This is a genomic window from Sporosarcina sp. G11-34, from assembly GCF_026931025.1.
Genome location: NZ_JAHNZW010000002.1, coordinates 114,570 through 128,951, shown reverse-complemented (window position 1 = coordinate 128,951; position 14,382 = coordinate 114,570). Strand labels below are relative to the sequence as shown.

12 protein-coding genes are annotated in these 14,382 nt (G+C 39.8%); 4 read left to right on the top strand and 8 right to left on the bottom strand.

What is annotated here, in order from left to right:
- The first annotated feature begins 194 nt into the window (after window positions 1–194).
- The 3 genes from KSU66_RS02710 to sda all read left to right on the top strand — a co-directional run bounded on the left by KSU66_RS02710 (window position 195) and on the right by sda (window position 2,112).
- Window positions 195–1,490, top strand: coding sequence for a tetratricopeptide repeat protein (locus tag KSU66_RS02710; protein ID WP_269049883.1), 1,296 nt, complete (start codon window positions 195–197; stop codon window positions 1,488–1,490).
- Window positions 1,490–1,633 carry a hypothetical protein gene (locus tag KSU66_RS02705; RefSeq protein WP_269049882.1) on the top strand — a complete coding sequence of 48 codons (144 nt, stop codon included), beginning with the start codon at window positions 1,490–1,492 and terminating at the stop codon, window positions 1,631–1,633. Before KSU66_RS02710 ends, KSU66_RS02705 begins: the two co-directional genes overlap by 1 nt.
- A gap of 347 nt (window positions 1,634–1,980) precedes the next feature.
- The gene (gene sda, locus KSU66_RS02700; RefSeq protein WP_269050156.1) at window positions 1,981–2,112 is read left to right on the top strand and encodes a sporulation histidine kinase inhibitor Sda; all 132 of its coding nucleotides are present in this window, start codon (window positions 1,981–1,983) and stop codon (window positions 2,110–2,112) included.
- Between the two features lie 143 nt (window positions 2,113–2,255).
- Here the strand turns inward: sda and KSU66_RS02695 are convergent, their stop codons facing one another.
- A complete protein-coding gene (locus tag KSU66_RS02695; RefSeq protein WP_269049881.1) occupies window positions 2,256–3,479 on the bottom strand; it encodes a M20 metallopeptidase family protein in 1,224 nt (407 codons plus the stop codon).
- A gap of 175 nt (window positions 3,480–3,654) precedes the next feature.
- On the opposite strand from KSU66_RS02695, the gene KSU66_RS02690 reads away from it, so the two are divergent.
- Window positions 3,655–4,821 carry a M20 family metallopeptidase gene (locus KSU66_RS02690; RefSeq protein WP_269049880.1) on the top strand — a complete coding sequence of 389 codons (1,167 nt, stop codon included), beginning with the start codon at window positions 3,655–3,657 and terminating at the stop codon, window positions 4,819–4,821.
- A 224-nt stretch (window positions 4,822–5,045) separates the two neighbouring features.
- Here KSU66_RS02690 and KSU66_RS02685 read toward each other — a convergent pair whose 3' ends face one another.
- From KSU66_RS02685 to KSU66_RS02655, 7 genes are all read right to left on the bottom strand, one after another.
- Window positions 5,046–6,476 (bottom strand): NAD-dependent succinate-semialdehyde dehydrogenase, encoded by a 1,431-nt coding sequence (locus KSU66_RS02685; RefSeq protein WP_269049879.1) that lies wholly within the window; start codon window positions 6,474–6,476, stop codon window positions 5,046–5,048.
- Window positions 6,477–6,523: 47 nt separating this feature from the next.
- Window positions 6,524–7,945 carry an APC family permease gene (locus KSU66_RS02680; RefSeq protein WP_269049878.1) on the bottom strand — a complete coding sequence of 474 codons (1,422 nt, stop codon included), beginning with the start codon at window positions 7,943–7,945 and terminating at the stop codon, window positions 6,524–6,526.
- A 233-nt stretch (window positions 7,946–8,178) separates the two neighbouring features.
- Window positions 8,179–9,522 carry an aminotransferase family protein gene (locus KSU66_RS02675; RefSeq protein ID WP_269049877.1) on the bottom strand — a complete coding sequence of 448 codons (1,344 nt, stop codon included), beginning with the start codon at window positions 9,520–9,522 and terminating at the stop codon, window positions 8,179–8,181.
- Between the two features lie 35 nt (window positions 9,523–9,557).
- On the bottom strand, window positions 9,558–10,433 hold the full coding sequence (locus KSU66_RS02670) for a hydantoinase/oxoprolinase family protein (RefSeq protein ID WP_269049876.1): 876 nt from the start codon (window positions 10,431–10,433) through the stop codon (window positions 9,558–9,560).
- A gap of 330 nt (window positions 10,434–10,763) precedes the next feature.
- A complete protein-coding gene (locus KSU66_RS02665) occupies window positions 10,764–12,164 on the bottom strand; it encodes an amidase (RefSeq protein WP_269049875.1) in 1,401 nt (466 codons plus the stop codon).
- Between the two features lie 73 nt (window positions 12,165–12,237).
- Complete coding sequence (locus tag KSU66_RS02660) at window positions 12,238–12,381, bottom strand: hypothetical protein (RefSeq protein ID WP_269049874.1); 144 nt, start codon at window positions 12,379–12,381, stop codon at window positions 12,238–12,240.
- 33 nt (window positions 12,382–12,414) lie between these two features.
- Complete coding sequence (locus KSU66_RS02655) at window positions 12,415–14,376, bottom strand: TRAP transporter permease (RefSeq protein WP_269049873.1); 1,962 nt, start codon at window positions 14,374–14,376, stop codon at window positions 12,415–12,417.
- Window positions 14,377–14,382: the final 6 nt, after the last annotated feature.

Here is a 14,382-nt window from a genome sequence, read left to right as displayed (position 1 = left end):
TCCACTTATCATTACAAATACTTTCTATCATTAAACTAACCATAACACGGGATAGTTAACCTTAAAAGATAATTAAGTTGGGACATTTTTTTCTGAAATACGTCTTTTTTCACGTTTTCAATAATTTATTTCACACAATTATTATTTTGAATTATGGTAAATTTGTACTATAATATAAAGAGAGGGATCCGATAATGAATGTTGGGCATTTAATAAGGGCTGAACGAATTCGACAAGAGATGAAACAAGTCGTTTTGGCTAAGGCGATCTGTACTCCTTCGTACCTATCCAAAATCGAAAGAAATTTAATTTGCCCGAGCGAACAAGTAACTACTTTATTATTCAACAAACTAGGTATAGATATAGACATGCTACAGAAAAGTGATCAAGAAACCGAAATCGAGTTCTTAAAACTATTAAATGAAAACTATAAAGCAGTTATTACAACTAGAGACGATAACTTCACTAAACAAAAGTTGGAGTACGTAATCCAACAAAGTTCATTATTCGAAAACGATTCCCTTTACTACACATACTTACTCATTGTACTTAGGTTCCAACTTATTTTAGGTGAAGACTTAGAAGTCCGCAAAAAAGAAATCGATGACCTCGATAAAGCGAGCGCAAACTTCAACACAATGCAAATTTATTTGTTCAAAGTAAATAAGGCACTTTATTATTATGCGATAAAAAACCGCAAAAAGGCCATTGAATACTTTGAAGATGTCATTTTAGCGGTAAATACGATTACATTGGAAGATTGGGAAAAAGCAGAGTTAAACTATATGTTAGGCCTTGCCTACACAGCTGATAACCGTGTTTTTATTTCCATTGAATATATACGAAAAGCGCTTGATTTTTTCAAAGAAAATTTTCAAATGAAAAGAGTACTCGATTGTTATGTTCTTATTGGCGTTACTCATAAAAAAAGCGAACAATTTCAGGAAGCTTTGGAATGCTATTTAAAAGCGCAACAAATATGTATTGAATTCAATTTGCATGGTCACAAAGGGATCATTTATCACAACTTGGGTTCTTTATATAGCATTACAGAGAAGACCGAAGAAGCCATTCATTACTTCAATAAAAGCATTGAGTATAAAACAGATAAACAAAGCAAACTTATCTCTGTTTTAAACTTAGTTGTGGAGTATTCAAAAATGAATAACAAGAGCCTTGTCTCTGTTTGGTGCGATAAAGGAACTGCACTTCTTTTACAATTGAATGATGAAAACCTGACTTCTTATTACCATCACTTCAAATTTTACAAATCCATTCACAGCAAACAAGGCTTATCCGAAACGATTGCCGAACAAGCCATTGAACACTTTAAAAGTTTGCAAGATTATCAACATGTTCATAAGTATTATATTGCACTAGCCGATTGGTATTTCAGCAACAGAAAATATAAACAATCATCTATTTGTTATAAAGAAGCGAATAGATACGGTTACACTTATCGAAAAATTGAAAAATGGGAGGATTTATAATGAAAAAAATCTTATCAGTACTATTATTAGTAACAATCTTGGGCGGCGGCTTACTAAGTGATACTGCAGGTGCATCTTATGATGAACTACCCAAAATGAGAGCATACAGCTCACCTATCGATGTAGTACACAATTTCAAATAAGAATCCAAAAAAAGAAGCCACTCTACGTAGAGTGGCTTCTTTTTTTGGGATTCCCAATCATCAAAAATCAAGTAAATTAAAGAAATCTTTCGACAATTTTCGCGTTTTATAAATATGTGGATAAGTTTACTAACGTTATACACATGTCCACGCATAGAGATTCACACATTATGAACAAGTTGTGCACAAGTTATCCTATACCCCTTGTGGATAAAGGAACGGTTGTTCCAAACCTGTATTTCTGATAGATTATAGATACAGCTAGATCACTTATCATTATATGAATGAATTCCATAGATTATTACATCTTACTAGAAAAAAGTTAGGGGGGTTTTTGGGTGGCCAATATGTCAGATAAGTTGTTGATTGAATCCTATTATCATGCGATTAATTTAGGTCTGAACTACGACTTTATAAAATTATTAGAAACCGAAATCAACAGCCGTTCCTTAGGTAATATTATTAAAATATCCTCTTGATTTTCTACAAAAGTTATCCCCATCTATGTGCAAACCATAGATGGGGATAACTTTTTTCACTTATATGGACGTGTTTCAATAAGGCATCCCTATTGAACCAGAAGTTTAGATTCGTTAGTTCAATGTATATAAAATCGGATACTTTATTTTTCACCCAAATAAGTAATTGCTAAATTACAAAATGCACCAATTCCAAACATCATCGCCTCTTCGTCTACATTGAATTCGGTAGTGTGAATCCCATTGGATGTTGAGGCCCCTGAGTTTGTACCTAATCGGAAAAACACAGAGGGTACTTCTTGGGAGAAAAAGGCGAAGTCTTCCCCGCCCATTGACGGATTGGAAAAAAGAACGGCATCCGAGCCAAATGTAGCAGTTGTTGTACGAACGAAAAACTCTTTTGATTCTTCATCATTTTTTAATGATGGAACAACGTAGTCATATTTCAATTCACATATGCCACCGAACGCAGACGCAACATTTGTTGCAACTTGGTTAATGTGTTCTTCCATTCCTTCTCTCGTCTTCGGATTCAATGTGCGTACAGTCCCGTTGACAGTAACTGAATCCGGTAGAATTGTACCTTTTGTACCGCCTTGGATTTGGCCAACACTAAGAACAACCGAATCTACTGGATCAATTTGACGGCTTACAATTTGTTGTAGTGCGACTAGAACTTGTGCGGTTATCATGACAGCGTCTACCGCCAAATGTGGATGTGCGGCATGCCCACCTTTTCCTGAAACCGTTAGTTCAAATAAATCAACAGCCCCGCCGCTATAAATGCCGTTTGAAACTGAAAACTCACCGACCTTTAACACTGGAGCGACGTGGAGTCCCGCAATCAAATCCATTTCCGGATTTTTAAGCACGCCATCTTCAATCATTTTTTTCGCGCCTAATCCGACTTCTTCAGCCGGTTGGAAAATAAGTTTAAGTGTCCCTTTTTCCAAACCAATTTCAGAAAACACCTTCGCAACACCTAACAAATTTGTCGTATGCACATCATGTCCACACGTATGCGCAACGCCTTCATTGATGCTCCGGTATTCTTTGTCAATTTCATCTGGCATTGGCAGTGCATCCATATCAGCACGTAACCCAATCACACGGCCAGCTTGTCGTCCTTTCAAAACACCAATAACGCCCGTTCCCCCGACACCCTCCTGTACTTCATAGCCCCATGACTTCAAGTAAGAAGCAACAATTTTGGATGTTCTTTTTTCTTGAAAAGCTAATTCGGGATGCTTTCGCAAATCCCGACGAATTTCGACAAACTTTTCGTAGTTTGAAACAATCGCATCATATAATTTCGGATGTTTTTCTTTTAATTTTTCAAAACGCTCACTCGTTAGTTGTTTTACCATTTATTCTTTCCCCCTCTTAAAATTCCCGAATAAGTTAACCCTTTTGCTTTAACTTACTTATCACACTATTCGTAATCCATTTTCAAGTCAATAGTCTTCTCCCGAGTTATTGAACTAGGTAGATTTGTCTGTATAATGAAAGGTAGACAATAACTACTACAAAGAGGTGCACATAATGAGTACAGAGACGAGCCATACATTTTTATTTGCCAATGAAGAGCATATTAAACAAGATTTACTTACACTTGTCAAAGCAGAATCACCAAGCCACGATATTCAATTGTTAAAAGAATGTGAGCTAGTAGTAAAAGAAATCTTCCAGAAACATTTTGCGGATCGGTTTACATTACAAGAATTCAAATCAGAAGGAAATGGAACCCATCTCCTTTATGAAATCAAAGACGATTCGAAACCCCGAATTCTTTTAATGAGCCATTACGATACCGTTTGGAATAAAGGCGAATTACAAATTGTAGAAGAAGGCGATACGATATACGGACCAGGTATTTTCGATATGAAAGCCGGACTTATTTCTTCGATTTGGGCAATCGATTCGTTACTGCACGTAGAAAAAGAACTTCCTTTCTCACCCGTTTTTCTCTTTACCGCAGATGAAGAAACGGGAAGTGAATCTTCTAGAGACATCATTGAAACCGTCGCCAAAACATGCGATGCAGTTTTCGTTATGGAACCAGCGGAAGCACATACAGACGCACTAAAAACTGAACGAAAAGGCGTCGGTCGATTCGATATCGAAGTGACTGGTAAAAGTGCACATGCAGGAAATCACCACGAAGACGGCGTGAATGCCATCGTTGAAATTGCAAAGCTTATTGTGAAGCTTGAAAAGCTAACGGACTACTCCACTGGAACGACCGTAAACGTAGGAACAATTCATGGAGGTTCAACGAGTAATGTCGTCCCTGAAAAAGCGAAGATTGAAGTTGACTTTAGAATAACTTCCGCTGAGGAAGGCGAACGTATTGAGAAAGTGATTCAATCGTTAACAGCTGAAGACGATCGAGTATCTTTATCAATCAAAGGCGGCATCAACCGACCACCACTTGAAAAAAACGAGAAAAATAAACGACTATTTGAACTTGCACAACGTACAGGTCAAAAACTCGGCATGAACATCACTGAATCTAGCGTTGGCGGCGGTAGTGACGGCAACTTCACCTCTCCGCTTGGTATTCCTACCATTGACGGACTAGGCATCCCAGGAGACGGTGCACATGCAAGAAACGAACATATCCTTTTCAATAAATTCACGGAGAAATGCGCATTCGTTGCAGAACTTTGCATGGAATTCAGTGAGGCGAAAATCAAAGAGAACGTATAAGCAAAAAGAGCCGGTAGACTAGGAAATAGTCTACCGGCTCTTTTGTATAATGTGAATCCGTTATTAACACTTACGACTCCGAAAGTTTCTAAATCTGCCGGAGTCCCAGAAGTCTTCATCTATGAACTGAACTAAAGAATTCCGTCAAATAAGCTTCGGCTGCACCTCGTAAGGCGCCTACGCTCAGTTTATAAACGTATTCATATGTTCAACATATATATTAGTTAATCCATTCCAATCGCCACATACTGCGTCTCCAAGAACGCTTCCAATCCTTCGTGTCCGCCTTCTCTACCTAATCCACTTTCTTTCATGCCACCAAAAGGAACTTGCGCAGCTGACGGCGTGCCATCATTCCAACCAACAATTCCAAAATTCAATTTTTCGATTAAAAGCGTTCCTTTAGAAACACTTTCAGTGAAAACATAAGCTGCCAATCCATATTCTGTATCATTTGCTAATTGAATGGCTTCTTCTATCGTCTCGATTTTTTGAATCGGGGCAACCGGTCCAAATGTTTCTTCTTGCATAATAATCATTGATGGATCAACTCCACTAATGACCGTTGGCGTATAAAAAGTTCCGTTTTCATCTGTTAACTCTTTTCCACCCGTTAACAAAGATGCACCTTTAGAAACGGCGTCTTCAACGTGACGAGATACTTTGTCCACACTGCTTTGATTGATCAATGGACCAATATCTACTTCATCATTGATGCCGTCCCCTATTTTCAATTGCTTTACAGCAGCCGTAAATTTCTCCACAAATTCATCGTGAATGCCAGATTGCACATAAATCCGATTTCCACAAACACAAGTTTGACCCGCATTTCTAAACTTCGAAGCAATCGCACCTTTTACGGCAGTCTCTACATTGGCGTCATCCAAAACAATGATTGGTGCATGTCCACCAAGCTCCATAGATAGGCGTTTCACTTGATCTGCACTTTGTCTTATTAACAGCTTACCGACTTCGGTGGATCCAGTGAATGTTACTTTTCGGACTTTATCGTTTTCCATCATCGCTTTTCCGATTTTCGATGAAGAACCCGTCACTAAGTTCACAACACCTTTTGGAAAACCAGCTTCTTCGCATAACTCTACTAACTTAACTGCCGTCAACGGACTTTCCCCGGACGGTTTAATAACAATTGTACAACCCGCTGCCAAAGCCGGACCCATTTTACGTGTTAACATAGCCGCTGGAAAGTTCCACGGCGTAATTGCGGCAACTACCCCAACAGGTTTTTTCCAAACTTGCATTCGTTTATTCGCGATATGGGAAGGTACCGTTTCACCATAAATTCGTTTCCCTTCTTCCGCAAACCATTCAATATATGTGGCGGAGGAGGCTGCTTCCCCCCTCGATTCTTTAATTGGCTTGCCCATTTCAATCGTCATCACTTGCGCCAATTCTTCTTGGTTTTTCAAAATAAGATCATTCAATCTTTTCAAATACGTCGCTCGTTCATAAGCAGTCGTTTGTGACCATGTTTGAAAAGCTTCATGTGCGCTGTCAATTGCCTCATTCGCTTCAGCTTCTCCACCAATTGGAACCGTCCCAACAACTTGACCATTCGCTGGATTAACAACTTCCAATTTCTCAAGATCTTTCCCGACCCATTCCCCGTTAATGTACATTAAATTATTTCTCATTTAGTTTGCACTCCCCAACTTATTTATTTGAATGAATTTCAATTTTTTTATTCGTTACCTTCTTTGAAAATACGGTCTAACTCGTTGTTCATATGCGCGTCCGAATTCGCGGTTCCATATTTGGACATCGATACTTTATAAAAAATGGTTCCTAATAAAGCCCACACAATAACAATGACCCACTCATACGGCCAAATAAGCGCTGACGGCATTCCTGGCATATACAAAATACAAATACCGACTGACATAAGTACAGCTACCCAACCAACTACATTACCTCCGCGAAGAAGAAATGGTCGTTCCATCTCCGGCGCCTTCTTTCGGAGAATTAAAAACGATGCCGCAACCATGAACCAAGCAATGACTAAGGCAAGTCCACCCGCGTCGACTAACCAAACGAGGGCTGGTCGACCAAATAACGGGGCCATCGTTGTCAGTACAGCGATTAACATAATTGCCTTATGAGGCGTGTTATGTTTTGGATGTAAATCCCCAAGGAATGCAGGAAGCATTCCAGCTTTCGCAAGTGCATAAATCGCGCGACTTCCACCAACGTAGAAACCAATCCAGCTTGTTAAAATACCGCCCACCCCGCCGAGTACAAGGATGTTCCCCATCATTTTACTGCCGCCAAAAGCTTTTGCCATTGCATCGGCTGTAACTAAGTTTGAATTGTTTATTTCCGTTGGAGTCAGGACACGTGACACACCAAATATAATGGCTATGTACCAAACGATGGCAAGAATAACGGAAAAAATTAATAATTGACCAATTCTTTTCCTCGGTAGATTAATTTCTTCTGCCGCTTGTGGAATAATATCAAAACCAACAAACATAAACGGCGTCATTATAAGAACGATTAATATTCCAACGGAACCCTGTTCAAACAATGGCTGCATATTTGCAGCATTTCCCGCGATTGAACTACCGGTAATTAACAAAACCCCGGCTATTATTATTAATAATGTTAGAAGAAACGTAACGAAACTTGCTAACTTAATCCCCTTAAAGTTAACCCAAGCGATGAATATCGAGCCGAGTACGCCTACTGCTACCCAAGTGAAGTTGACATCCCATCCCGCAATTGTATACATATACCCAACACTGTAATTGGGAACGATGTACTCAAATACAGTAGGAAGTGCAACCGCTTCAAAAGCAACTACAGACACATACCCAAGCACAATTGCCCAGGTGGTTATAAAGGATGGAAGTCTTCCCATCGCTTTAAATGTATAAAACAATTCCCCACCTGCGAGCGGAATGGCTGAAGCCAATTCTGCATAGGTAAGTCCAACAAATACAACCATCATTCCCCCGATTAAGAAAGCTATAATCGCTCCTACTGATCCGGCTTCAGTGATCCAAAGACCCGCAGTTACGACCCATCCCCAACCAATCATCGCACCAAATGCTAAAGCAAGAACGTCCCTATTCCCCAATACTTTCAATAATTTCTGATCTTCCATTACGTTCCCCCCAGTTGAAGTAAAAATGGAATTCATCTATATAGCGTTGAAATAAAGGATCCTTCTAAATTCGCTTGGCGCTAGGAGATGCCTCCGCACGATAAGCCAACTAGAAAACCACTAGGAAGGGATTGATACTATATCCCTCCCTAGTATTATCGCTTCGGCTATACCGGTAGACATCTGTGCTGGATTCATGTTCTGATTCATAAGTTCAACATATATAGTAAATTTTATATATTGACACTTAATTCACTTTCGACTGATGCAATCGAATCATGTAATTTCTCTACAAGTGTCTTGATTTGTTCTTCGTTAATTGTTAGCGGTGGTGAGAAACAAATAATATCCGTACTCTCATAAGTAACCGCGCGACAGATAACGCCGCGTTCATGCAACGCCTCAATCACTTTCGCCGCAACCTTCAAATCCGAAGAAAATCGTTTATTTGTTTTAGGATCTTCAACAAGCTCGACTGCCCCAAGTAGACCGACTGCACGAACATCCCCAACAATTTTTAAGCCCGCTTTTATCTCTTTGAACCCTTCGAGTAACAGCTCGCCCATTTTACGAGAGTTCTCAACAAGTCCTTCATTTTCAATGATTTCAATATTTTTCAACGCCACTGCAGCTGCTGTTGGATGCCCACTGTACGTAAATCCGTGGAACAATGTCCCTTCCGACTTCTCTTTTAGAACGTCGTGGATTTTGTCCGATACGATGACGCCGCCTAGTGGGAAGTAACCACTCGTGACCCCTTTTGCAAACGTCATCATGTCTGGTTCAACACCCCAATGTTCAAGTCCAAACATCGTCCCTGTTCGACCAAACCCAGTAATTACTTCATCTGCAATAAATACAATGCCGTATTCATCGCAAATTGTTCGAATTTCTTTAAAGTAATCATTTGGTGGAATAAGAACTCCACCCGCCCCTTGAATCGGCTCAGCAATAAATGCCGCAATCGTTTCAGGGCCCTGCGCTTCAATTACCGCCCGAATGGAAGCAATAGACCCTTCAGTTCCTTCCCAGTAAGGTGTTTCTGCATGGACAAACCCAGTTTGTTGTTGACCCGCCATATCCCAAAACTCTGGAATTCCCGTTGCACTTGTCGAACCCGCAGCAACTCCGTGATACCCACGCTTAAGAGAAATAATTTTATTTCGTTCAGGTTGACCTTGAATTCTCCAATAGTGACGAACTAGTTTAAACGCAGAATCATTCGATTCCGAACCGCCTGAAGTAAAAAACGTTGCGTTTAAGCTTGGTGGTGCTAGATCAGCAATCTTTTTCGCCAACTGAATAATTGGCTCATGACTGAACGTTGAAAATGCAGAACTAAATGCTAGTTTATCCATCTGCTCTTTCGCAGCTTCGCCCAACTCTTTTCGTCCATGTCCAATATTGACATTCCATAACGAAGACATCGCATCGATAAATACTTTCCCCGTCTTGTCCGTTAAATAGATGCCTTCTCCTTTTTCGATAATGATTTTTGCCCCTTTTGCTTGTTGGTCCTTGATAGATGATGTCGGATGAATAAAATGCTTTTTGTCCAATTCGATCAAGTTTTCCATTATAAATTCCCCCTAGTATGGTCTTGATGTAGTACTTAGCTCCAGTGCGGCACCATTCTTTCCATAAGCATATCCCGGTATTGCCTGGTAGACTTCGGCAATATTTTATTCGCAATCGCACCTGCTGCAATTCCCGAACTCGCTAAGCGCGCGGCATATCGAGGCACAGTTTCAGAAGTCATCACACCTCCGCCGGAGTGAAGGACTAATATATCCCCTTCATAACCTTCTTCTTCCATTTCCCCTTCTAGCCTTTTAATATAATTGCTGACAGTCGGTCCAAGTACAGCGTTAACAATTGTTGTACTCATTCGTTCATGCTCAAATATTTCGGGTAACACATCATTCGATGCACAAATATAGACGTCGCCCAATTCCTCTTGAAGAATCTTTTTCACCAAAACTTCATTTTCTCCATTGATATACGCATTAATAAAGCAAATCGCAACTGATTCAACACCGCGTTTTTTTAGTTTAATAGCTAAAGTTCGCACTTCTTCAGGATCAATCTCTTCCAACACAGTGCCCGTATAATCCATTCGTTCAGTTACTTCAAATCGGTCGCGACGTTTAATATAAGGCGGCGCAACATCATTATATGCATCCCATAAATCCAATCTTGTCCCATCACGTATTTCAGTTACATCGCGAAAGCCTTTTGTTGTAACAAGTGCAGTTTTAGGCAATTTCCTTTCGATTAAGGCATTCGTTCCAACAGTTGTGCCATGTGAAAATTGCAATATGTCTTTACCAGATAACCCAGTTTTTCGAACGCCCTCCATAATCCCTTTTTCAGGACTCGAAGGCGTGGAGGCTACTTTTGTAATAAACATTTCTTTCTTTTTTTCATCAAAAACAAATACATCGGTAAACGTACCTCCAACATCGACTGCAAAACGATAATTCGACAAATTATCTCCCCCCTTTTAGCTATCTTTTAATAGACATATCTTCTTTTTACATAAAAATAACCAGGCAAATTATCCAATCGTAATTGGAGTAATTTAACTGGTCACGATCTACTTTTTGATCAGTAGATTCTACAGTTTTGTTAGCATAGATTGCTTGCGTTTCACCGGAAGTAAGTAGTGACAAACTACTTTACATGTGAAATCGTTGTTCTTAAGAGTCAATATAGCCCGATTCAAGTCGAAATATAATTCAGTATTTTCTAACTAATTATACAACAGATAGCCTTAAATATCCAAAAAACATTTCGACAAACTTCGCAAACTAACCTTTTACGAACCGACGTCCGACAAAAGTTCTTGTTCATAGGCATATGCAAAACGGTACAAATTGCTTTCGTCGAATGCTTTTCCTATTAATTGAAAACCAATTGGCATACCATCTTTTGAAAATCCACTTGGTACTGACATTGCCGGGAGACCTGTTAGATTTGCGAGGCCTGATAATTTGTTTAACATAGAAAAGACGTGAACTGTTTCTCCATTTATCGATATGTTTCTTTCACCAATAGTCGTTGGCATTACAGAAGTAACCGGCGTAATTAGAACGTCTATTTCTTTAAAGACATCCGCAAATTGGGCCATTGCTTCTCTCTTTAAAGTTTGGGCTTCAATATATTCAAATGCAGTGGCATTGGAACTAGCAAGTAGTCGTTCAATCACTTCACTTTTCCAAGTATCTGTGTATTTCTCGAGATGTTCCTTATGGACAGAGTACGCTTCACTTTGAAGTATGACTCGATGTGCATGCATGTACTTTTCTAGATTCGGCAAATCAATCGGTCTGATTTCCGCTCCAAGACTTCGGTAAACAGAAAGTACTAAGTCTATAGCTTCTTTTATTTCATCATCAATTCCGTCAAAGAAAAAAGATGTCGGAACCCCAATGATAGCCCCGGCCAATCCCTCGGCCATTCGAGACGTGTAATCTTCCTCACTTCGTCGAACTGAAAATTGATAGTTCAAATCAAATCCCGCGAGTGCATTTAACATGAGTGCGTTATCATGCACCGTTTTCGTCATTGGACCCGGATGATCCATCGTTTTACTAAGCGGATAGATACCATTCGCACTTACTAAACCAAACGTCGGTTTCATTCCCGTGACATTACAGAACGACGAAGGGATCCGAATTGAACCTCCTGTATCCGTCCCTAATGCCCCGTAACATAAACCCGCCGCAATAGCTGCTCCCGAACCGCTACTCGATCCGCCTGTAATTTTAGTTAGATCATATGGATTGTGCACCGGACCGAAGTGAGATATATCACCGGTTGTTCCGTAAGCAAATTCATGCGTATTTAGTTTACCAATCACAACTGCCCCTGCATCCCGCAAACGAGTAACAACCGTTGCATCTTCTATCGGACAAAAGTTTTCATATAAACTGGACCCCATCGTCGTTCGACAATCTTTTGTATCAATCATATCTTTCACGCCAATTGGAATCCCGTGAAGCGGACTTTTTATGTCCGAATTCATCATCTGCTGTTCTGCCAAATGAGCAGCCTCTAGTGCTTGTTCTTCCATCACTGTAATAAATGAATTTAACAGCCCATCTTTTCCTTTAATATCATCAAGAGTCTCCCGCACAAGTTCAACAGGCGACACTTTCTTACTTTTAATTAGTTCACTTAATTCCGCGATTGTATATGTCTTGAATCCGGTTTCCATCTTCTCACATACTTTCTAAGGTTATTTTGCGATTGGAAATACGATTGGTTGAAGTGGTGCACCAGTCGCTCCTTTAGAATGTTCTTGTCATATCAATCGATTTCATTACTTTTTCTTTTGATTCAGAAGCAATCAGATTCAGACGACCAATTTCATCTTCAGGACCCCAAGGACTTTTACTAGGTTTTAATTGTCTTTTATGAACATATTCACACATTTTTAGTGCCTTCTGTTTTGGTTTTCTACTATTTTATGTGATTGCAACGAACTCTTTCTTTCTCCGGATAAACTGAACGAGGATTAATACAGCAAACAAACCAAGTCCTATTGCATCTGTCGCAACGTTTGGTATCACCAATGAAAGTGCACTAATTCCAGCAACTACCCGAAAAACGGAAGTCATTTCCGTAAAGAGATAACCTTCAAATGCAATTCCAAGTGCTAGAATTCCAATTAATGTTGTGATGGAAACCCAGGCAATTTCTCCCCACCCGGCATTTTGCATAAGAAGTGCAGGTGCATAAACAAATACGTACGGAACAAGAATTCCAGCTCCTGCAAGTTTAAGCGAAATAAATCCGGTTTTGTTCGGATCCCCACCAGCTATCCCTGCTCCAGCGAATGCCGCAAGCGCCACTGGGGGTGTTAAGTTTGCAAAAACACCAAAATAGAACACGAACATATGTGAAACGAAAGGTTCTATTCCAAATTGCATTAAAGCTGGAGCTGCCATAGATGACGTTATAATATACGTCGGAATCGATGGAAGACCCATTCCCAAAACAATCGATGCAAGCATCGTAAAGAACAATGTCAGAATAAGTGTATCTTGTCCTAAAATTAAGATTGCCGAAGTCATTTTCAAACCGAAACCTGTAAGTGATGCGACACCAACAATAAGTCCCACCATCGCACAAGCCATTGCTACTCCAAGTGCAGCACGTGTTCCTTCTTCGAGTGCCTGAGCGATACTTTTAATAGTCATTCGTGTCGACTTTCTGAACATGGCCACGACAACTGTTGAAATAATTGCCCAAGCCGCAGCGTAAATGGGTGTAAATCCTCCAAATAGCATATAAATTAATATGAAGAGTGGGATTAATAGATGTCCTCTTTCTTTCATAACTTCTTTTATATTCGGAAGTTCTTTTGCGGATAATCCCATTAAACCAAGTTTTTTCGCACGTAAATGAACAACTGTAATTACTCCAATGTAATATAGTAATCCTGGAATTATTGCAGCAAGCGCAATTTCAGAGTATTTCATTCCTAATGTCTCCGCCATAATGAATGCTGTAGCTCCCATTACAGGCGGAAGTATTTGTCCACCAACGGAAGCGGCTGCTTCAACCGCGCCGGAGAAGTTTTTGGAATAACCAGTTCTTTTCATAAGCGGTATCGTAAATGCCCCTGTCGTTACAACGTTAGCAATTGCCGATCCATTGATAGAACCTAGAAACCCACTGGAAATTACCGCCACTTTTGCAGGTCCACCTGAACTTTTACCCGCAATCGCCATGGCTGAATCATTAAATAGTTGTCCCATACCTGTTCGGTTCAGGAAGGCGCCAAATAAAACAAACAAGAAAATATATGTTGCTGAAACCCCGATTGCTGTTCCATAAATTCCTTCTGTCGTTAAATACATATACGTAATGATGTCATCGAATGAATAACCACGGTGTGCGATTACTGCTGGTAAGTATGGTCCGAAAAATGCATACAGTAAAAATAGAGAACTTAATATCGTTAATCCCGTTCCTACTACACGGCGTCCACCTTCAAGAACTAGCATCACCATCAAGAAACTAAAAATAAGATCGGATTGATTTGGAAGTCCGGCACGTTGAACAATACCAAGGTAATCTACAAATATATAAACAATTGTTGCAATAGATAAGATGGCCAACAAAAAGTCAATAATTGTTGCCCGTTGTTGTGGTGCTTTTTTTCTAGACGGATATAACAGAAATACAAGGGCCATAATCACACCTGTATGAAGTGCCCTATGTTGTAACGTAATAAAGGGTCCCGTAAATGAAGTAATAAGATGAAATAGAGCTAAACCAACAGATAATATTGTAACGAGCTGAACCATCCAGCGAATATTTAGGTTCCTGTAACGTGATTCCGTATCAAACTTCTCCATAATTTTTTGACTATCAATTTCTGGTGGATCATCTATTTGTTTATCAAGATATTCTTTACTCATCTAACT

Bases quoted from the DNA above. Each gene is read 5' to 3' on its own strand.
- KSU66_RS02675 (WP_269049877.1), bottom strand. From the start codon at position 9,522: ATGGAAAACTTGATCGAATTGGACAAAAAGCATTTTATTCATCCGACA.
- KSU66_RS02660 (WP_269049874.1), bottom strand. From the start codon at position 12,381: ATGTGTGAATATGTTCATAAAAGACAATTAAAACCTAGTAAAAGTCCT.
- KSU66_RS02690 (WP_269049880.1), top strand. From the start codon at position 3,655: ATGAGTACAGAGACGAGCCATACATTTTTATTTGCCAATGAAGAGCAT.
- KSU66_RS02705 (WP_269049882.1), top strand. From the start codon at position 1,490: ATGAAAAAAATCTTATCAGTACTATTATTAGTAACAATCTTGGGCGGC.
- KSU66_RS02655 (WP_269049873.1), bottom strand. From the start codon at position 14,376: ATGAGTAAAGAATATCTTGATAAACAAATAGATGATCCACCAGAAATT.
- KSU66_RS02695 (WP_269049881.1), bottom strand. From the start codon at position 3,479: ATGGTAAAACAACTAACGAGTGAGCGTTTTGAAAAATTAAAAGAAAAA.
- sda (WP_269050156.1), top strand. From the start codon at position 1,981: ATGTCAGATAAGTTGTTGATTGAATCCTATTATCATGCGATTAATTTA.
- KSU66_RS02710 (WP_269049883.1), top strand. From the start codon at position 195: ATGAATGTTGGGCATTTAATAAGGGCTGAACGAATTCGACAAGAGATG.
- KSU66_RS02685 (WP_269049879.1), bottom strand. From the start codon at position 6,476: ATGAGAAATAATTTAATGTACATTAACGGGGAATGGGTCGGGAAAGAT.
- KSU66_RS02680 (WP_269049878.1), bottom strand. From the start codon at position 7,945: ATGGAAGATCAGAAATTATTGAAAGTATTGGGGAATAGGGACGTTCTT.
- KSU66_RS02665 (WP_269049875.1), bottom strand. From the start codon at position 12,164: ATGGAAACCGGATTCAAGACATATACAATCGCGGAATTAAGTGAACTA.